This window comes from Streptomyces sp. 184 (assembly GCF_045781775.1).
Classification (GTDB): Bacteria; Actinomycetota; Actinomycetes; order Streptomycetales; family Streptomycetaceae; genus Streptomyces.
Genome location: NZ_CP123230.1, coordinates 6,209,872 through 6,227,731, shown reverse-complemented (window position 1 = coordinate 6,227,731; position 17,860 = coordinate 6,209,872). Strand labels below are relative to the sequence as shown.

At 72.7% G+C, this 17,860-nt stretch carries 15 protein-coding genes and 2 pseudogenes; 12 read left to right on the top strand and 5 right to left on the bottom strand.

Annotation, left to right across the window (positions count from 1 at the left end; translation table 11 throughout):
* The first annotated feature begins 190 nt into the window (after positions 1 to 190).
* The 8 genes and pseudogenes from QBL21_RS26525 (at position 191) to QBL21_RS26490 (ending at position 10,651) form a co-directional block, all read left to right on the top strand.
* Positions 191 to 1,006 carry an endonuclease I family protein gene (locus QBL21_RS26525; RefSeq protein WP_407564744.1) on the top strand — a complete coding sequence of 272 codons (816 nt, stop codon included), beginning with the start codon at positions 191 to 193 and terminating at the stop codon, positions 1,004 to 1,006.
* A 617-nt stretch (positions 1,007 to 1,623) separates the two neighbouring features.
* A pseudogene (locus tag QBL21_RS26520) lies at positions 1,624 to 2,157 on the top strand (DUF1080 domain-containing protein); the annotation flags it as partial.
* Between the two features lie 205 nt (positions 2,158 to 2,362).
* Positions 2,363 to 3,679, top strand: a pseudogene (locus tag QBL21_RS26515) (PQQ-dependent sugar dehydrogenase); the annotation flags it as partial.
* A gap of 153 nt (positions 3,680 to 3,832) precedes the next feature.
* Positions 3,833 to 4,270 (top strand): YdeI/OmpD-associated family protein, encoded by a 438-nt coding sequence (locus QBL21_RS26510; RefSeq protein WP_407564743.1) that lies wholly within the window; start codon positions 3,833 to 3,835, stop codon positions 4,268 to 4,270.
* Positions 4,271 to 4,719: 449 nt separating this feature from the next.
* Positions 4,720 to 6,225 carry an alpha/beta fold hydrolase gene (locus QBL21_RS26505; RefSeq protein ID WP_407564742.1) on the top strand — a complete coding sequence of 502 codons (1,506 nt, stop codon included), beginning with the start codon at positions 4,720 to 4,722 and terminating at the stop codon, positions 6,223 to 6,225.
* A gap of 168 nt (positions 6,226 to 6,393) precedes the next feature.
* Complete coding sequence (locus QBL21_RS26500) at positions 6,394 to 7,902, top strand: FAD-dependent monooxygenase (RefSeq protein ID WP_407564741.1); 1,509 nt, start codon at positions 6,394 to 6,396, stop codon at positions 7,900 to 7,902.
* Positions 7,899 to 9,392, top strand: a complete 1,494-nt coding sequence (locus QBL21_RS26495; protein WP_407564740.1) for an FAD-dependent monooxygenase — start codon at positions 7,899 to 7,901, stop codon at positions 9,390 to 9,392. Before QBL21_RS26500 ends, QBL21_RS26495 begins: the two co-directional genes overlap by 4 nt.
* Before the next feature lie 119 nt (positions 9,393 to 9,511).
* On the top strand, positions 9,512 to 10,651 hold the full coding sequence (locus tag QBL21_RS26490; protein WP_407564739.1) for a ParB/RepB/Spo0J family partition protein: 1,140 nt from the start codon (positions 9,512 to 9,514) through the stop codon (positions 10,649 to 10,651).
* Positions 10,652 to 10,723: 72 nt separating this feature from the next.
* Here QBL21_RS26490 and QBL21_RS26485 read toward each other — a convergent pair whose 3' ends face one another.
* Positions 10,724 to 11,422 (bottom strand): sulfotransferase family protein, encoded by a 699-nt coding sequence (locus QBL21_RS26485; protein WP_407564738.1) that lies wholly within the window; start codon positions 11,420 to 11,422, stop codon positions 10,724 to 10,726.
* 109 nt (positions 11,423 to 11,531) lie between these two features.
* Positions 11,532 to 11,978, bottom strand: a complete 447-nt coding sequence (locus QBL21_RS26480; protein WP_407564737.1) for a carboxymuconolactone decarboxylase family protein — start codon at positions 11,976 to 11,978, stop codon at positions 11,532 to 11,534.
* Between the two features lie 106 nt (positions 11,979 to 12,084).
* Between QBL21_RS26480 and QBL21_RS26475 the strand changes: the two genes are divergently transcribed.
* Positions 12,085 to 12,813, top strand: a complete 729-nt coding sequence (locus tag QBL21_RS26475) for an SDR family oxidoreductase (protein ID WP_407564736.1) — start codon at positions 12,085 to 12,087, stop codon at positions 12,811 to 12,813.
* Between the two features lie 107 nt (positions 12,814 to 12,920).
* On the opposite strand, the gene QBL21_RS26470 is transcribed toward QBL21_RS26475, so the two are convergent.
* Together QBL21_RS26470 and QBL21_RS26465 are read right to left on the bottom strand one after the other, a co-directional pair.
* Positions 12,921 to 13,697: an alpha/beta fold hydrolase gene (locus QBL21_RS26470; RefSeq protein WP_407564735.1), complete on the bottom strand. Its 777-nt coding sequence runs from the start codon at positions 13,695 to 13,697 to the stop codon at positions 12,921 to 12,923.
* 117 nt (positions 13,698 to 13,814) lie between these two features.
* Positions 13,815 to 14,045 (bottom strand): DUF6059 family protein, encoded by a 231-nt coding sequence (locus tag QBL21_RS26465; protein ID WP_407564734.1) that lies wholly within the window; start codon positions 14,043 to 14,045, stop codon positions 13,815 to 13,817.
* Positions 14,046 to 14,500: 455 nt separating this feature from the next.
* Here QBL21_RS26465 and QBL21_RS26460 point away from each other — a divergent pair, with 455 nt between their 5' ends.
* Entirely contained in the window at positions 14,501 to 14,917 is a 417-nt protein-coding gene (locus tag QBL21_RS26460; RefSeq protein WP_407564733.1) for a pyridoxamine 5'-phosphate oxidase family protein, read from the top strand.
* A gap of 6 nt (positions 14,918 to 14,923) precedes the next feature.
* On the opposite strand, the gene QBL21_RS26455 is transcribed toward QBL21_RS26460, so the two are convergent.
* On the bottom strand, positions 14,924 to 15,391 hold the full coding sequence (locus QBL21_RS26455) for a nuclear transport factor 2 family protein (protein WP_407564732.1): 468 nt from the start codon (positions 15,389 to 15,391) through the stop codon (positions 14,924 to 14,926).
* Positions 15,392 to 15,567: 176 nt separating this feature from the next.
* Between QBL21_RS26455 and QBL21_RS26450 the strand changes: the two genes are divergently transcribed.
* Together QBL21_RS26450 and QBL21_RS26445 are read left to right on the top strand one after the other, a co-directional pair.
* Positions 15,568 to 17,049 carry an FAD-dependent monooxygenase gene (locus tag QBL21_RS26450; RefSeq protein WP_407564731.1) on the top strand — a complete coding sequence of 494 codons (1,482 nt, stop codon included), beginning with the start codon at positions 15,568 to 15,570 and terminating at the stop codon, positions 17,047 to 17,049.
* A 102-nt stretch (positions 17,050 to 17,151) separates the two neighbouring features.
* Positions 17,152 to 17,847 carry an antibiotic biosynthesis monooxygenase gene (locus QBL21_RS26445; RefSeq protein ID WP_407564730.1) on the top strand — a complete coding sequence of 232 codons (696 nt, stop codon included), beginning with the start codon at positions 17,152 to 17,154 and terminating at the stop codon, positions 17,845 to 17,847.
* Positions 17,848 to 17,860: the final 13 nt, after the last annotated feature.

The following is a 17,860-nucleotide window of genomic DNA, read 5'->3' as shown; positions in this document are numbered from 1 at the left end:
GCGCACCGCCCGCGCCGGACACCGCGACCACACGGGAATCAGGTCTACGCGCGGCCACCTGCGGAGACGTACTTGAAGCCAACTGTGACTGCTGTCACGCTCGTTGGAGGCCCGGCACCCGGCCGGCCCACGTGCCGTGCCCCCCACACCCGGCAGCGGCAGGTGCCAACTCCCGGAGAGAGGTTCTTCCGTGGACACGTCCCGAATACCGCGCGCCGCACTGATCTCCGCCGTGGCTCTGGCCGCGGCGGCCACCGGTACGCTGCCCTCCGTCGCGGCAACGCCCGCCGAACCTGCAACGTCCTCCGTCGTCGCGTACGACGACACGTACTACGAGGACGCGCTCGGCAAGGAGGGCGGTGCGCTCAAGAGCGCCCTGCACACGATCATCAGCGACCAGACCAGGATTTCGTACAGCCAGGTCTGGGACGCACTCATGGAGACCGACGAGGACCCGGGGAACCCGGACAACGTCATCCTCCTCTACAGCGGTGTCTCGCAGAGCAAGGACTCCAACGGCGGTGACGTCGACGACTGGAACCGCGAGCACGTCTGGGCCAAGAGCCACGGCGACTTCGGTACCTCGACCGGTCCCGGCACCGATGTGCACCATCTGCGCCCCACGGACGTGACGGTCAACAGCACCCGCGGGAACAAGGACTTCGACTACGGCGGCAGCCCGGTCGACCAGGCCCCGGGGAGCCTCAGCGACGACGACTCCTTCGAGCCCCGCGACGAGGTCAAGGGCGACGTCGCCCGCATGATCCTCTACATGGCCGTTCGCTATGACGGCGACGACGGCTTCGCCGACCTGGAGCCCAACGAACAGGTCGACAACGGCTCGTCGCCCGCCATCGGCAAGCTCTCGGTCCTCAAGGAGTGGAACGCCGAGGACCCGCCGAGCGATTTCGAGAGGAACCGCAACCAGGTGATCTTCGACCGGATCCAGCACAACCGGAACCCGTTCATCGACCACCCGGAATGGGTCGACTCGATCTGGCCGTAACGATTCTTCAAGCCGTGACCGTGCGGTAGCGGGCCCCGGCGGCAGGTGCGGCTGCCGGGGTCCGTGGGCGCCGCCCGGGAGGCGGCGGATGCGGGCGGCAGGAATGCGAACTCCGGGGCTGACATGACCTTTCCGCACTCGCGCGCCGCCGCCAGGTTCACCGGCATCGTCTCGATGAGTTCCTCGGCCCGGCGCGCCGCCGTCTGCTTGCCATGCCGCAGGTCTGCCCCGTAGTGGAGCCGGGCGCTGGCCGGCGGGTGCGGTGCGGCGCGCTGCGGCGCGCCGACGGTGCCGCTTCTTTGCCCCGTACCTCGGCCGTCGTCTGCCGTGCGGCGTGCCTCGCGCCCTCTCGACTTCCGGTACGTACCAAGGCGTTGACCCCGGGCGGTCGGGGGCTTACGTTGACAGTGCACAGTCAGTAAGCGCTTTCTTCTACGTTCCGGGAGAACACTGTGCTCACCCCCCACTCCCGCACCGCCCTGCGGGCCGTCCTCGTCGCAGCCGCCGCCGGCTGCCTCCTGGCCGCCGCACCGGCCCCGGCCCCAGCCCCGGCCGACGTCCCCGCCACCGCCACCGCCCCGGCCACCGCAGCCACAGCCGCCGCCGAGCGCATCGTCCTCTTCGACGGCACCTCCACCGAAGGCTGGAGCCAAACCGGGCCCGGCGGGTTCACCCTCGACGACGGCGCCCTCACCTCGTACGGCGGTCTCGGCCTTCTCTGGTACTCCGACCGGGAGTTCGGCACGAACTACCGCCTGACCCTCGACTGGCGGATGGCCGGCGACGACAACTCCGGTGTGCACCTCGGGTTTCCCGCCGGCGAGGACCCCTCCATCCGCAACGGCGGCTTCGAGGTCCAGATCGACGCCACCGACGCGCCCGAGCGGACCACCGGCTCGGTGTACGGGTTCCAGTCGCCCGACATCGACGCGCGCGACGCCGCTCTGAACCCGCCGGGGGAGTGGAACACCTTCGATCTGCGCGTCGACGGTGACCGGCTCACCGTGCAGCTCAACGGCGTGGAGATCAACGACTACACCGACACCGTCCCCGAGCGCCGCCTCGGGCCCGGCCATATCGGGCTCCAGAACCACGGCACCGGGGACGAGGTCTCGTTCCGGAACATCGTGATCGAGGTCCTTGGCAAGTGACGGGCAGGCGGGGCGCGGCGGCCTCGCAACCGTCATCCCGCCCCATCCCCGTACCGCCTCCATCGTTGGGAGCCTCATGAGCCGTCCGATCAAACCCCTGTCCCTCGTCGCCGCGCTCACCGTCCTGCCCGCCTTACTGGTGGCGACGCCCTCCGCCGTGGCCGCGCCCGAGCCCACCGGCGCGAGCGCCCCGAACGCGGCCGGGTTCACCCGCACCGCGCTGGTCGACTCCGGCCTCGCCGACCCCTTCGAGCTGGCCGTCGCGCCGGACGGGCGGGTGTTCTGGGCGCAGCGCACCGGCGAGCTGAAGATCGTCGACCAGGAGACGGGCGAGGTCACCACCGCGCACGACTTCGACTATCCGCTGGAGTTCACCACCCAGTCCGACGGGCTGCTCGGGCTCGCGCTCGACCCGGCGTTCGCGCAGAACCACCAGGTCTTCGTGATGCACTCCGACAAGGCCGAGAAGAAGATCAACATCTCCCGGTTCACCCTCGACGGCGACCAGCTCGACCCCGCCTCCCAGAAGGTGCTGCTGTCCATCCCCACCTGGCGCGACGAGGGCCGGGCCAACGTGCACATGGCCGGCTCGCTGGCGTTCGACAGCAAGGGCAACCTGTACGCCGCCACCGGCGACAACACCGACCCCTTCGGCTCCGACGGCTACTCGCCGATCGACGAGCGCGACGGCCGGCACGCCTGGGACGCGCAGGCCACCGCCGCCAACACCAACGACCTGCGCGGCAAGGTGCTGCGTATCAAGCCCACCGAGAGCGGCACCTACACGGTCCCCAAGGGCAACCTCTTCGGGAAGGGTGAGAAGAAGACCCGTCCGGAGATCTACGCGATGGGCTTCCGCAACCCGTTCCGTATCGCCGTCGACCCCGCGACCGACGCGGTCATGGTCGGCGACTACGGCCCGGACGCCCGCGAGGCGAACGCGAACCGCGGCCCGGCGGGCATCGTCGAGTACAACCTGCTGACCAAGGCCGGCAACATGGGCTGGCCGTACTGCGTCGGCAACAACATCCCGTTCAACGACTACGACTTCGCCGCCGGCACCTCCGGCGGGAAGTTCGACTGCGGCGCGCCCGTGAACCGGTCGCCGAACAACACCGGCAGGACCCAGTTGCCCCCGGCCACCGCCGCGCAGGTCTGGTACTCCTACGCCGCCTCCGCCGAGTTCCCGCAGCTCGGCTCCGGCGGCGGCGGTCCGATGGGCGGCCCGGCGTACGACTTCGACCCGGACCTCGACAGCGCGACGAAGTTCCCGGAGTCGTACGACGGCAAGTGGTTCAACTACGAGCTGACCCGCAAGTGGTTCAAGGCGTTCTCGTACTCGGGCGGGGCGCTCCAGGCGATCGATCCGGTGTTCGAGGGCATGAGCTGGATCCAGCCCTTCGACGCCACCTTCGGCCCCGACGGCTCGCTCTACGTCATCGACTTCGGCGAGGGCGTCGGCGTCGGCCGCGGCGGCACCAACACCAACGCCGGCATCTACCGCATCGACTACGTGGCCGACTGAGCGGCCGGCGCCCGCCGGGCACGGCGGGAGACCGGCTGTTCGGCGCCGCCGGGCGATTCTTCCGCCCGGCGGCGCCTTTGCGGCGGAGGATGGTGGTCGCAGGTGCCCGCACCGACAACGACACCAACGCCGACGTCGCAGGAGCAGACGATGAAGTTTCAGTCCACGGTCGAGCCTCCGGAGCCGATGAAGGGCCTGGAGATCCCCCCCGAGGTGGTCGAGTCCCTGGGGGGCGGCAAGCGTCCGCCGGTGACCATCACGCTGAACGGGCACGTGTGGCGCAGCCGCGTCGCCCTCATGCGCGGGCGCTATCTCATCGGCCTGAGCAAGGCGAACCGGCAGGCCGCGGGGGTGGAGACCGGGGACGAGGTGGAGGTGGGCCTCGAACTGGACACCGAGCCGCGCGAGGTGGTCGAGCCGGAGGAGCTGACAGGCGCCCTGGACGCCGAACCGGACGCCCGGGTCGCGTACGACAAGCTGCCCCCGGGGCGTAAGCGGCAGTACGTGATCGCCGTGGAGGGGGCGAAGAAGGCCGAGACGCGGCAGCGGCGGGTGGAGAAGATCATCGCGGAGCTGCTCGACCGCTAGCCGTACGCCCCCAGCGCCCTCGTCGCGCTCATTGCGCTCAGCCTCCAGCCCTCCCTCGGCCTCCAGCCCACAGCCCTCGGCCCTCCGGCCTCCCGCCCCCGGTCTCGGCCTTCGCGCACGACCCCGGCCCGGCCCCAGCCCGGCCCCGGCTCCGCAGCCCGACTCGGCCCCCACTCCCGCACCATCGCCCCCTTCATTCACATCCGCATCACCGGGAATTGACAAGCCCGGGGCTCGGCCACGAGTCCCCGGGGTTTTTCCCTTTCTGTTCAGCGTCCGCGGTCTTCCCGCCACCGCACCCCCGCAGATATTCTTCCGCCGCCCCCCAAAGCTCCAGGCCCGGAATCGGGCTCATTTGGGGTGGCATTCACCGAGAGAGCGGGGGTTTCGTGAAGAAGAAGCTCATAACGATAGCGGCGGCGGCCGCGACCGGAATAGCCGGTTCTGTGGTGGCATTACCAGCACAGGCACCGGCAGCCGAGGCACCGGCGGGATCGGCGGATCCGACGGCCGGCAGCATTGCGTGGTCGCCGTGTCCGGAGAACGACCCCGTCATCGGGGACCGGCTCAAGGGGCTGGAGTGCGGCTCCCTGGAGGTTCCCCTCGACCACAGCCGGCCCGGCGGCCGGAAGATCACCCTGGCGCTGAGCCGGGCCAAGCACACCTCGTCCGCCGCGGACTACCAGGGCGTCGTCCTGCTCAACCGCGGCCAGTGGCCCGGCCAGTTCGGCCGCGACCTGCCCACCCGGTTCGCCCAGGGCACCACCGGGCTGCCGAAGGACGTCGGCGCCGCCTACGACTGGATCGGCTTCGACCCCCGCGGCGTCGGCGCCAGCCAGCCGGCCGTCACCTGCGACCCCGCCTACCTGTGGCCCGGCCACGCCAAGGCGGACTACGTACCGCGCACCGCCGCGGACGAGCGGGCGTGGGTGGGGCGCGCCCGCGACTACGCCCAGAGCTGCGGCCGCAAGTACAAGGCCGAGCTGCCGCACCTCAACACCAGGGCCACCGCCCGCGACCTGGAGCTGATGCGCAAGGCCCTCGGCCAGGAGCGGATCAACTACCTCGGCTACGACTACGGCACGTACCTCGGCTCCGTCTACGCCACCATGTACCCCGACCGCGTCCGCCGCATGGTGCTCGACACCGTGGTGCGCCCCAGCGGCGGCTGGTACAAGGGCAGCCTGGAGCAGGCCGGGACGTACGAGGCGAGCGCGGAGACCTTCTTCGGCTGGATCGCCGGGCACGACGAGGTCTACGGCCTCGGCGCGACCGCCGCCGCGGTGGAGAAGAACTACTACCGCGGCATGGACCGGCTCCGCGAGGCGCCGATCGAGGGCAACCTCGGCCCGTCCGAGTACACCGACATCTTCCTCATCGACCTCTACCGCAGCTCCAACTGGACAAGCCACGCGCAGGCCCTTTCCGACTGGGTTATCCGCGGCGACCCGGCGGCCCTGCTGGCCAACTTCGGCCCGCCGGACTTCCCGGGCCACAACAAGCAGGCGATGTACAACGCCATCCAGTGCGGCGACTCGCCGTGGCCGCGCGACTGGAAGCGCTGGAGCACCGACTACCACCGCGAGTACCGCAAGGGCAACACCTACCTGACCTGGTACAACGCCTGGTATAACGCGCCCTGCGCGTTCTGGCCCGTCTCCGCGTCCGCCCCGCCGAAGGTCGGCGACAGCGACGTGAACGTGCTGGTGACGCACGCGGAGGACGTCGCCGCGACACCCGTCGGCGGCGCGTACGACATGCACAAGCGGTTCCCGAACTCCAGGTTCGTCCTGGAGCGCGACGGCTTCAACCACGAGGTCGCCCTGATGGCGAACGGCAACGCGTGCATGAACGCCTATGTCAGCGACTATCTGCGGGACGGCACCCGGCCGTCCTCGAAGAAGGGCGCGGACGCCTCCTGCGCGTCCGTTCCGCTGCCGGATCCGACGCCTTAGCGCGTACGGCCCGAGCGTTCCGCCCGGTGTTCAACCGGGCGGAACGCGCGGTCGAACAGCGGACTTTTCCGGTCATCACCCCTGCGGTGGCAAATTCGCCTCGAACATAGCCGATGAGTAGTTTTGGCGGCGGCGATTCTTGCCATCACTTGCGAGGAGGGTCGGAAAATGACAACTGGCGTCGTAGTCGTCGGTGCCGGGCCCGTCGGGTTGATGCTGGCCGGCGAACTCCGATTGGCCGGGGCGGAAGTCACCGTGTACGAGCGGCTGACCGCCCCGAGCGGGGAATCGCGCGCGCTCGGATTCAACAGGCGCGCCGCCGAATCGCTCGACCAGCGCGGGCTGCTGCCCGGACTCGGCGAATTCCGCTGGGGCCCGATGGGGCACTTCGGCGGCGTCCGCTTCGACCTCGGGATGCTCGACGAGAACCAGAGCGGGGTGCTGGGCCTGTCCCAGGCCAGGACCGAGGAGATGCTCGGCAAGTGGCTGGCGGGCCTCGGTGTGCAGGTGCGCCGCGGCTACGAGGTGACGGGCCTGAGCGAGTCGCCGGACGGCGTGACGGTGTCCTTCGACGGGCCGGACGGACCCGGCGAGGACTCGGCCGCGTACCTCGTCGGCTGCGACGGCCCGGACAGCACCGTCCGCCGCCTCGCCGGAATCGCCGCCCCCGGCCGCGCGGCCACCCGCGGGATGTACACCGCGGAGATCGCCGGCGTCCCCCTGCGCCCCCGCCCCATCGGCGAACGCCTCCCCGGCGGCAGCATGGTGGTCTGCACACCGCTCGGCGACGGCCGGCTGCGCATCGTCATCCACGACCGGAGCCTGCCCACCGACCCCGATCCCGCCGCGCTCACCTTCGCCGAGGTCGCCGACGCCTGGGAGCGGCTGACGGGCGAGTCGATCCGCGAAGCGCGCGCCGACTGGCTCTGGGCCTGCGGCAACTCGGTCGCGCTGGCCGCCGAGTACCGCCGCGGCCGGGTGTTCCTGGCCGGCGACGCCGCGCACGACATGCCGCCGCTGGCCGCCTGGGGGCTGAGCGCCGGGCTCCAGGACGCGGTGAACCTCGGCTGGAAGCTGGGGCTGGTGCTGAAGGGCCTGGCGCCGGACGCCCTGCTGGACACGTACCACGCCGAACGGCACCCGGTCGGGGAGCAGTTGATCCGCAACGCGCAGGCGGCCTCGCTGCTCTACCTCGGCGACGACGGGATGGACCCGGTGCGCGCCGTGTTCGGCGAGCTGCTGACGCACGAGGACGCGGCGGGGCACGTCGCGGGGATCGTCAGCGGCCTGGGCATCCGGTACGAGGTGGAGGCGGGGGAGCATCCGCTGCTGGGGCGGCGGTTGGCGCCGGAGCGGGAGTTGGTACGTCCGGACGGTGCGCGGGTGCGGGTGGCGGAGCTGCTGCGCGCGGCGCGCGGGGTGCTGGTGACGGGTCGGGAGGGTGCCGCGGAGGGGTGGGCGGATCGGGTGGACGTGGTCGCGGGTGCGTGGGCGGAGGGGCCCGGGCCCGTGCCGCCGGAGTCGGTGTTGATCCGTCCTGACGGGTACGTGGCCTGGGCCGCGCCCGGCAGCGGGGGGGAGCTGTCCGGCGCCCTCGACCGCTGGTTCGGCCCCGCCCGCACACGGGCCGAAACCGCCGCCGCCACCTCCGCCGACCCGACGGGAGCGCGCTCGTGACCAGGGACGTGATCGTCGTCGGCGCCGGCCCCGTGGGGCTCATGATGGCCGGCGAACTCCGCCTCGCCGGCGCCGACGTCGTCGTGTACGAGAAGCTGCCCGAGCCGCCCCGCGAGTCGCGCGGCGCCAGCTTCACCCGGCGCACCGCCGAGTGCTTCGAGCAGCGCGGACTGCTCGGCCGGCTGGGGGCGACCGAGCGCGCCGACAGCCACTTCGGCGGCGTGCCGATCGACCTCACCCTCGCCGACGAGGACCACTTCGCCCGCCGCGGCATCTCCCAGTTCCGCACCGAACGGATGCTGGAGGACTGGACGGCCGAACTCGGCGTACCGCTGCGGCGCGGCCACGAGCTGACCGCCTTCCGCGAGACGCCGGACGGCGTGACGGTGTCCTTCGACGGGCCGGACGGACCCGGCGAGGACTCGGCCGCGTACCTCGTCGGCTGCGACGGCGGCCGGAGCACCGTCCGCCGGCTCGCCGGCATCGACTTCTCCGGCCCCGAGCCCACCCGCGGCTTCTACACCGCCGACGTCACCGGGCTGCGCACCCGCCGCCGGCGCATCGGCGAGGACCTGCCCGGCGGCAGCATGGTGATGGCGATGGACCTGGAGAACGGCGTCACCCGCGTCGTCGTGCACGAGCGCGGCATGGCGCCGAAGGACCGGGACGCGCTGACGTACACCGAACTCGCCGACGCCTGGCAGCGGCTGACCGGCGAGTCCATCCACCACGCCGACTGCCGCTGGCTGAGCTGCTTCTCCGACGCCTCCCGGGTGGCCGCCGAGTACCGGCGCGGCCGGGTGTTCCTGGCCGGCGACGCCACGCACGTGCAGCCGCCGGCCATGGCGCAGGGGCTCAGCGTGGGGGTGCAGGACGCGGTGAACCTCGGCTGGAAGCTGGGGCTGGTGCTGAGGGGCCTCGCGCCCGCGGGACTGCTGGACACGTACCACGCCGAGCGCCACCCCGTCGGGCGCCAGCTCGCCCGCAACGCCCGCGCCGCGATCGAACTGCGGCTCACCGGCGAGGAGATGGACCCGGTGCGCGCCGTGCTCGGCGAGCTGGTGGCGGAGAAGGACGCCGCCGGGTACATGGCCGAGATGCTCAGCGGGCTGGGTGTGCGGTACGAGGTGGGGGCGGGGGAGCATCCGCTGCTGGGGCGGCGGTTGGCGCCGGAGCGGGAGTTGGTACGTCCGGACGGTGCGCGGGTGCGGGTGGCGGAGCTGCTGCGCGCGGCGCGCGGGGTGCTGGTGACGGGTCGGGAGGGTGCCGCGGAGGGGTGGGCGGATCGGGTGGACGTGGTCGCGGGTGCGTGGGCGGAGGGGCCCGGGCCCGTGCCGCCGGAGTCGGTGTTGATCCGTCCTGACGGGTACGTGGCCTGGGCCGCGCCCGGCAGCGGGGGGGAGCTGTCCGGCGCCCTCGACCGCTGGTTCGGCCCCGCCCGCACACGGGCCGAAACCGCCGCCGCCACCTCCGCCGACCCGCCCGGATAGGGCCCGGCGCACGGGGCCCTCGCCACGCGCGGCGGCCCCGTGCCCCGTCGACCCGCATTCGACTGCGGCTGTAGATCCCGCTGCCAGGCTCGTCGGAAACGGCAGAAAGGGGCAGGCCGGTGGCTGTCCACGACGTGCAGACCGCAGTGATCGCAGACGGCTTCAGTTCCGCCGCACCCGACGACGAACCGGCGGCCGGCGACGCCTGGGACCCGGGGAGGTTCGAGCAACTGCCCGCCCGGGACATCCCGGTCCATGCCCTCTCGCCCGGCCTCCGGCTCCGCCAGGCCGGCACGGACGCCGCCCACGTCCAACTGCTCGCCGAGGCGACCGGCCGCGCCGGGCTGCCGCCCCTCCTCGTCCAGCAGGACGGCTGCCGCGTCATCGACGGGCTGCACCGGCTGGAGGCCGCCCGGCTGCGCGGCGACGCGAGCGTGCGGGTGCGCTTCCTGGACTGCACCGACTCCGAGGCGCTGGTGCTCGCGATGAAGGCCAACAGCGCGCACGGGCTGCCGCTGTCGAAGGCCGACCGGCTCGGCGGCGCCCGCCGCGTGCTGGCCGCGCACCCGGACTGGTCCGACCGGGCCATCGCCGGGATCAGCGGGCTGAGCGCGAAGACGATAGCGGCGCTGCGGCTGCGTACGGCGGGCGCGGCGGCCCCCGGCGGGAAGCGGCTCGGGCGCGACGGCCGGAAGCGGCCGGTGAACGCGGGCGAGGGGCGGCGCCGCGCCGCCGAGTACATCAGCGCCCACCCCGACGCGCCGCTGCGGCAGGTGGCGCGGGAGACGGACGTGTCGCTGGGCACCGTCCACGACGTCAAGGCGCGGCTGCGCCGCGGGGTCAGCCCGGAGCGCAACGGCCGCCGGGGGCCCGCCCCGCGGCCGGCGGTGCACGCGGCGGCGGCGCCGGCGCCGGGGAGCGGGGTCTCCAAGGTGCTGCCCGCCGCGGAGGCCGTCACCGCGCTGCCCGCGCCGGCCCCCGCCGCCGTACCGCGCCGCCGCAACTACACCGACCCGCCGCCCACCTGGGCTGCCGTCGCCGAGAAGGTGGCCACCGACCCGACCGTCCGCTACACCGAGAGCGGCAAGGAGTTCCTTCAGTGGATGGCGGCGCACGCCGCCGACCCGGACGGCTGGCACGACCTGGTCAACGCCGTGCCGACGCACTGGCTCAGCGTCATCGCGCCGATCGCCGACGGCATCAGCAAGGAGTGGAGCCTGTTCGCCGAGCGGCTGCGGAGCAGGCAGCAGGCGGTGTGACGGCCGTACGGAAACGGGCCGGGACGCCGCCCCGCGGCCCCGGCCCGTACTCCGCGCTTCCTGCGCCGCCGGTCAGCCCGGGCTCGCCGCGGGCCGCGCGCCCGGCCGGTCGAGACCTTCGGGCGCGGGCGGGCCGTCGCCGAAGTTCTGCACCCGCTCGCGCATCGACGCGGTGGTGTTGACGTGCGGGAACTCCCGGTCCGGCACCTCGATGCCGAGGAAGCCGCACAGCGGCCCCCAGCCCTGCTTCACGTCGTAGACGAGCAGCCGCTCCGCGTCGACCGTCTCGATGACCTCCTGGTTGTACCGGCGGTAGACGTTCATCGCGTACGCCTCGTCCTCGAACCGGCCGCCGAGGAGGCCGTCCCACATCAGCGCGTTGATCATGCGGAACACGCGGGCCTCCCGGGTGCCCGGCTCCGGCGGCGTCGCCCGGTTGCGGACGACGAACTGGTACAGCGTGTCGCGCGTGCTGCGGTACCAGCCCTCGGCGTCGCGCACCGTGAGGACGACCTTCGCCTCCGGGAACGCCTTCATGATCTGCGCGTAGTGCAGGGAGGGCGGGCCGTCCACGATGGAGGAGAAGCCGTCGAGGACCGACGCCCAGTCGGGCTGCTTGCCGTCGACGACGATGCTCTCCCACTGCGCGAGGCGCTCTTCGCTGCCGACGATGTCGAACATGTGGTAGCAGGGCCCGTATCCGAGCTGTTCGAGCGCGACCTGAAGCGATGTCGTGCCGGTCCTGCCCAGACCGGCGTTGATGAGCTTCAACAAGGCTTTCCCTCTCCAGTAGTGGGTGGGCGGCGGGCGGCGCGATCGGCGCTCCCTTTTCGGTGCCCGCTTCGGTGCCCGCTTCGGTGACCGCGCCGCCGGGGCCGTTTCAGCGCCAGTCCGCGGGCACCTGCCGGGTCGACACGTTGACGCGGTTCCAGAGGTTGACCAGGCCGATATGGATGACGAGCGCGGCGAGTTCCTGCTCGCTGAAAACGCGGGCGGCCGGGTCCCAGACGTCGTCCGGTACCGGGTCGTCCTCGCCGGCGAGCAGGGTCGCCGCCTCGGCCAGCGCGAGAGCGGCGCGTTCGGTGTCGTCGAAGCACGACGCATTCCGCCAGCCTTCGACCATCGGCAGGCGTTCGTCGGCCTCCGCCGCGTTTTCCGCGTCGCGGGGAAGCGTGTAGATACGGCCGTTGAGCTGACTCACCCGCAGCCGGACAAGATCGAGCGTCTGCTGCGGAATCCCGACCTTGCCGATGATTTTGGAAAGGTCGAGCAAGGGCTGGAGGGAGTCGGACACGACCAGTGACGGGTTATTCATCCGGGGCTGCATGAGAACAGGTTGCTCTCGGCCCGGGCGCTCCTGCAACTATGGGGGAAAGGCCACCGGTTCGACCGTGGGAAATCCTCGGTTGAACGCCTCGGAAAGGGGTTTCGGCATGACCGCGGAACGGATCGCACTTGTCACGGGCGCCAACAAGGGGATCGGATTCGAGATAGCCCGCCAACTCGGCGAGGCGGGTGCCGTCGTCCTCGTCGGCGCCCGGGACGAGGTGCGCGGAAAGAAGGCCGCCGGTGCGCTCGCGGAGCGCGGTATCGCCGCGACGGCGCTGCGGATCGACGTGACGGACCCGGAGTCGGTCGCCGAGGCCGCGGTACGGATCGAGCGCGCCCACGGCCGCCTGGACGTCCTGGTCAACAACGCCGGCATCGCCGGCGGGTTCACCGGCCCGCCGAGCGTGGCGACCGCCGCCGACATGCGGGAGGTGTACGAGACGAACGTCTTCGGCGTGGTGACGGTGACCAACGCGATGCTGCCGCTGCTGCGCCGCTCGCCGGCGGGCCGCGTCGTCAACCAGTCCAGCCACCTGGGGTCGCTGACCCTCAACGCCGACCCAGGCTCGCCGATGGCGCGCGTCAACCTGATCGCGTACCAGTCGTCGAAGACGGCGCTCAACGCGCTGACGGTCGCGTACGCGAAGGAGCTGCGGGGGACGTCCGTCAAGGTCAACGCCGCGCACCCCGGGATCGTCGCCACGGACATCAACGGCCACCGCGGGCAGCGGACTCCCGCCGAGGGCGCGGTGATCGCGGTGCGGCTGGCGCTGCTGGACGACGCGGGCCCCTCCGGGGAGTCGCTGTCGGACGACGGGCCGGTGCCGTGGTGAGGGCCCTGCCGTAGCGGGCGGGGACGGGCGCGGGGCGCGGGCGCGGAGGCCCGCGCCCCGCCGCGCTGCCGGGGGGTGCGGGCGTACGCCCCGCGCCCCCGCGGGCGTCAGGTGGTGGCGAAGCCGCTCAGGACCCCGCCGAGGACGTCGGTCTGCACCCGGTGCCACGAGCCGGGCAGCCGCATCCCCCAGCCGTGGGGCAGCGCGGTCGCCGTCGCCATGGCCGCGTCGCGCAGCCAGTCGCTGGTGCCGTCGCTGCACACGACCACCGACGGCATGCGGACCTCGGCCACCTCCTCGGGGTGGACGCGGAAGTCGCCGCAGAGGGTGACGTCGTAGACGAGGGTGTGGGCGTGCGCCTCGTTCGTCGCCCACAGCGGCGCCTTGCGCCACTCGGCGATCACCGCGGGGGCCAGGCCCAGCATCTCGCCGAGGTAGTACTCCGCGGCCTCGCCGCGCCGGTCGTCCGCGAGCAGCGTGCGGATGACGTCCAGGCAGTCCGCCGGCGGCATCGGGTGCCCGGCGGTGCGGAAGTACGGCTCGTGCAGCGCCAGTCTGGTGATCGGCAGGCCGGCGCGGGCCGCGTGCAGCGCCAGGTTGGCGCCCGTGGACCCGGCGAAGACGACGGCCTCGCCGCCGGCCTCCTCGATGACCGCCGCCAGGTCCTCGACCTCCCGCTCCAGGGACCAGGCGGGGGCGTCGCCGCTCTCGCCGCGCCCGCGGCGGTCGTAGGCGTAGACCGTGCAGGACGGCGTCAGCTCCGGGACGAGCTGGTCGAAGATCGTGTGATCACGGAACGCGCCGTTGAGCAGCACGATCGGCGGGCCGTCGCCCGCCTTCCGGTACGCGATCGTCGTGCCGTCCCGCGAAACGACCTTGCGCATGGCGCCTCCTCGAACTCGTACGGCGGTGGATGCCCGCTCGGCTGCCAACTTCCGGCACGCCGCTGGACGGCCGGTCGAGGAACGGTCGCGCGCCCGGCCGCGTCGGGGTGGGCGCGCTCAGGGGCCGCGGTTCAGCTCCCGTTCGAGGGCGCGCTCCGCCGGGGTGAGCGCCGTGCCGGGGCAGAGCCGCTCCGGGTGGCCGGCGGGCGGCTCGTCGAGCCGCGGCGGCCCGTCGTCCGCCTGCGACGGCAGCCACGAGGGGATCCACGGCCCGGCGACGTGCAGCGAGCCGCTCACCTTCAGGGCCTCGTACACCTCGTGCAGGACTCGCTTGAAGAAGCCGGCCATGACCCTCCGTTCCGCCGCTTTCCGCTCACTGTCTGAGCGGCGGATCGAGGGCGGTTCGAAGCTGGCTGGAGCGTTCCGGCCGCCGCGGGAAAAGGCCCCGCCAAGTGGGGCGCAACCGTGGCTCAGTCGAGTCTCTAGAACCGCTTGGCAACGTGTGGGGGTGGACCGTCCGGGCCCCGCAGCGTCGCGGGGCCGGTGCCGGGCGGTCGCGGGAGGTGGACCTCATGGACGAGGCCGAGCGTGCGCGGCAGACCGCCACGGCGGAGCCACCGGTGCTCCTGCTGGCCGGCGTGGACGAGGAGGAGCCCCCGGAGCCGAACGTGGTGCGCGGGATCGACTGACCTCCGCGGCCGCGGCGACGCGGGACCCCGGAACCCCGGGATCCCGGCACACCCGGGCGGCGCCGCGCGCCGGCGCCACCGGGGACCGGTGACCACCGAGGAATCGAGGAGCCCATGACGATCTCCCCGCAGCGCAGCGGTACGACGGCGGTCACCCCCGCGGTCGAGGCGTTCCTCACCGCGCCGGGCACGGCGGTGCTGACCACCCTGCGGCCCGACGGGACGCCGCACCTGGCGCCCGTGCGCTTCACCTGGGACCGCGCGACGGGCCTCGCGCGGGTGCTGACGGTCGGAACCGCGCGCAAGGTGCGCAACGTGCTCGCCGCGCGCTCCGCGCGGGTCGCGCTGTGCCAGGTCGACGGGGCCCGCTGGGTCACCCTCGAAGGCGTCGCGCGCGTGACCGGCGACCCCGACCGCGTCGCGGAGGGGGTGCGCCGGTACGTCGAGCGCTACTGGTCCGGGCCGCCGAACCCGCCGGACCGGGTGGTCGTGGAGATCGAGGTCGACCGGGTGCTGAGCCTCAACTGCTGACGCGGCTCAGCCGCCCGCGCCGGGCGGGGAGCCGTCCATCCAGATCACCCCGAACGTCAGCGCGCTCAGCCGCCAGCCGGCCGCGGTCCGCCGGGCCTCGCCGGTCACCGAGGTGCCGACGGCGAAAAGCCCCGGGCGCGCGTCGTCGGAACGGTGCACGTGCGTGGAGACGAGATTGGCGCGCAGCGCCGCCGTGTCGCCCGTGCATTCCACCACCGCCGGGGAATTCAGATGCTGCGTACGCGCGAAGGCCGCGAGCGACGTGCGGTGCCACTCCGCAAGTCCCTCGATTCCCCGGTGCCCGCTCATGGGGAACACCACCGCGGCATCTTCGGTGAACAGGCCGCGCGCCCAGCGGTCGTCCAGCTTTTCGGTGTCGAGCCCGATCAGATAGCGGTCCAGCAGACCGCCCACGACCAGCGCGTCGACCAATGGCGTGCCGGGTGCGAATGATTCATTTTCTGTCGAGGTCATGCCTCAGCATGGGCCCGCGGCGGCGGGCCGACCAAGCCCGGCTGGTAAAGCTCTGACATTCCTGTGGAGATTCTGTCACGACCTGTAGAAGCCCTGTACTTGTTTCTCTTTACCGGCCCGTTCGCGGCTGCCCATACTCGGTGGCACATCAATCGGCACACGGCGGATGGGCGACCATGGACAACTATGACGCGGACGTGATCATCGTGGGTGCCGGCCCCACCGGGCTCATGCTCGCCGGGGAACTCGGCCTGCACGGCATTTCGGTTATCGTGCTCGACCGGCTCGCCGAGCCGATAAAGGAGTCGCGGGCCCTCGGGTTCTCCGCGCGCACCATCGAGGAATTCGACCAGCGCGGGCTGCTCGCCCGGCTCGGCCAGGTCGACACCATCCCCGTGGGGCACTTCGGCGGGATCCCGCTGGACTACCGGGTGATCGAGGGCGGTTCGTACGGCGCCCGCGGCGTACCCCAGTCGCGCACCGAGGGGATGCTCGCCGGCCGGGCGGCCGAGACCGGCGCCCAAATCCGCCGCGCCGTCGAGGTCACCGGGCTGGCGCAGGACGACACCGGCGTCACCCTCCGGGCCACCGGCGCGGACGGCGCCGACGCCGGCCCGCTGCGGGCCCGTTACGTGGTCGGCTGCGACGGCGCCCGCAGCGTGGTGCGCAAGGCCGCCGGCATCGGCTTCCCCGGCACCGAGCCGGGCATCGAGCTGCGCTTCGCCGACATCGCCGGCGTGCAACTGCGGCCCCGCTTCTCCGGGGAGCGGGTGCCCGGCGGCATGGTCATGGTGCTGCCGCTCGGCCCCGACCGCTGCCGCATCGTCTACTACGACCGCGCCGAGCCGCTGCGCAAGGGCCCGGACCCGATCACGTTCGACGAGGTGGCGCGGACGTTCCACAAGCTGTCCGGCGAGGACATCTCCGGCGCCACCCCGCTGTGGGTCAGCTCGACCACCGACGTCAGCCGGCTGGCCGACGCGTACCGCAGCGGCCGGGTCTTCGTCGCGGGCGACGCCGCGCACGTCCATCTGCCCATCGGCGCGCAGGGGATGAGCGCGGGCGTGCAGGACGCGGTGAACCTCGGCTGGAAGCTGGGGCTGGTGCTGAAGGGCCTGGCGCCGGACGCGCTGCTGGACACGTACCACGACGAGCGGCACCCCGTGGGCGCGCGGATCCTCGCCAACACCCTGGCGCAGCGCATGCTCTACCTCGGCGGCGACGAGATCACCCCGCTGGTCGAGGTGTTCGCCGAGCTGATGCGGCACGAGTCGGTGCAGCGCCGGCTCGCCGGCATGGTCACCGGGCTCGACATCCGCCACGCCGCCGACGCGGCGGCCGGCGCGCACCCGCTGCTCGGCCGGCGGTTGCCCGACGGCGAGGTGACCACCCGCGACGGGCAGCGCACCACCGTCCACGAACTGCTGCACCCCGGCCGCGGCGTGCTGCTCGACGCCACCGGCGAGGACGCGGTCGGCGGCACCGCCAAGCGCTGGTCGGACCGCGTCGACCTCGTCGCGGCCGAGCCCGGCGGCGTGCTGCCGGAGGGCGGCGCGCTCCTGGTGCGCCCCGACGGCTACGTCGCCTGGGCCGCCCCCGACGACGACGGCGCCCCGCCGGCCGAGGCGCTGGAGCGCTGGTTCGGCCCGGGCGGCTGAACCCCGGCGGGCCGGCCGCGGCCGGTCCGCCCGGCCCGTACCACCTCCTCCGATCCTCCGATCCTCCGACATCCACTCCTCTGCTAAGGAAGTGACCGAGCCATGCCCTCCATCTCCACCGAGGACAAGTACCTGACCGTTCTCAACCTCTTCACCACCGACAAGCCGGAGAACCAGGACAGGCTGATCCAGGAGATGCGGAAGATCGTCGACGCCGCGGCGTACGACGGCTGGATCTCCTCCACCGTGCACGCCGGCCAGGAGAGCCCGGGCACCGCCAACTTCATCCAGTGGCGCAGCGGCGAGGACCTGGAGGCGCGCTACGCGGGCGAGGAGTTCAAGCACCGCGTGATGCCGGTGTTCAGCGAGATCACCACCTCCATCCGGCTCCTCCAGAACGAGATCGTCTACACCCAGCGCCACCCCTCGCAGGGCGGGTCCACCGAGATCGAGCCGGCCCGCGAGGACCACACGGTGATCGAGATCTTCAAGACCTCCGAGGGCGACCAGGAGCAGCTCATCGCGGCGCTGGGGGAGGGCCAGAGCTGGCTCGCCGACGTGCCCGGCTACCGCTCGCACAGCGTCTTCAAGGGGCTGCGGGCGCGCTTCCTGGACGGCGCGTTCGCCGTCGTCTACTCGCAGTGGGCGAGCAGGGAGAGCTACGACGCCTACCGCGCCGCGGCCGACGCGGAGAAGTCCGAGGCCCGCCGCGCGTCCGAGGCCCGCGTCGAGGCGCTGGCCACCGAGCGCGACTGGAACTCCTACCGCGTCGTGCACACCCGCAAGGCCGGCGAGTGACCCCGTGACGACC

Coding starts and splice junctions, on each gene's coding strand:
- QBL21_RS26510 (WP_407564743.1), top strand. CDS start 3,833: ATGAAGTTTCAGTCCACGGTCGAGCCTCCGGAGCCGATGAAGGGCCTG.
- QBL21_RS26500 (WP_407564741.1), top strand. CDS start 6,394: ATGACAACTGGCGTCGTAGTCGTCGGTGCCGGGCCCGTCGGGTTGATG.
- QBL21_RS26480 (WP_407564737.1), bottom strand. CDS start 11,978: ATGCAGCCCCGGATGAATAACCCGTCACTGGTCGTGTCCGACTCCCTC.
- QBL21_RS26475 (WP_407564736.1), top strand. CDS start 12,085: ATGACCGCGGAACGGATCGCACTTGTCACGGGCGCCAACAAGGGGATC.
- QBL21_RS26470 (WP_407564735.1), bottom strand. CDS start 13,697: ATGCGCAAGGTCGTTTCGCGGGACGGCACGACGATCGCGTACCGGAAG.
- QBL21_RS26465 (WP_407564734.1), bottom strand. CDS start 14,045: ATGGCCGGCTTCTTCAAGCGAGTCCTGCACGAGGTGTACGAGGCCCTG.
- QBL21_RS26460 (WP_407564733.1), top strand. CDS start 14,501: ATGACGATCTCCCCGCAGCGCAGCGGTACGACGGCGGTCACCCCCGCG.
- QBL21_RS26455 (WP_407564732.1), bottom strand. CDS start 15,391: ATGACCTCGACAGAAAATGAATCATTCGCACCCGGCACGCCATTGGTC.
- QBL21_RS26450 (WP_407564731.1), top strand. CDS start 15,568: ATGGACAACTATGACGCGGACGTGATCATCGTGGGTGCCGGCCCCACC.
- QBL21_RS26445 (WP_407564730.1), top strand. CDS start 17,152: ATGCCCTCCATCTCCACCGAGGACAAGTACCTGACCGTTCTCAACCTC.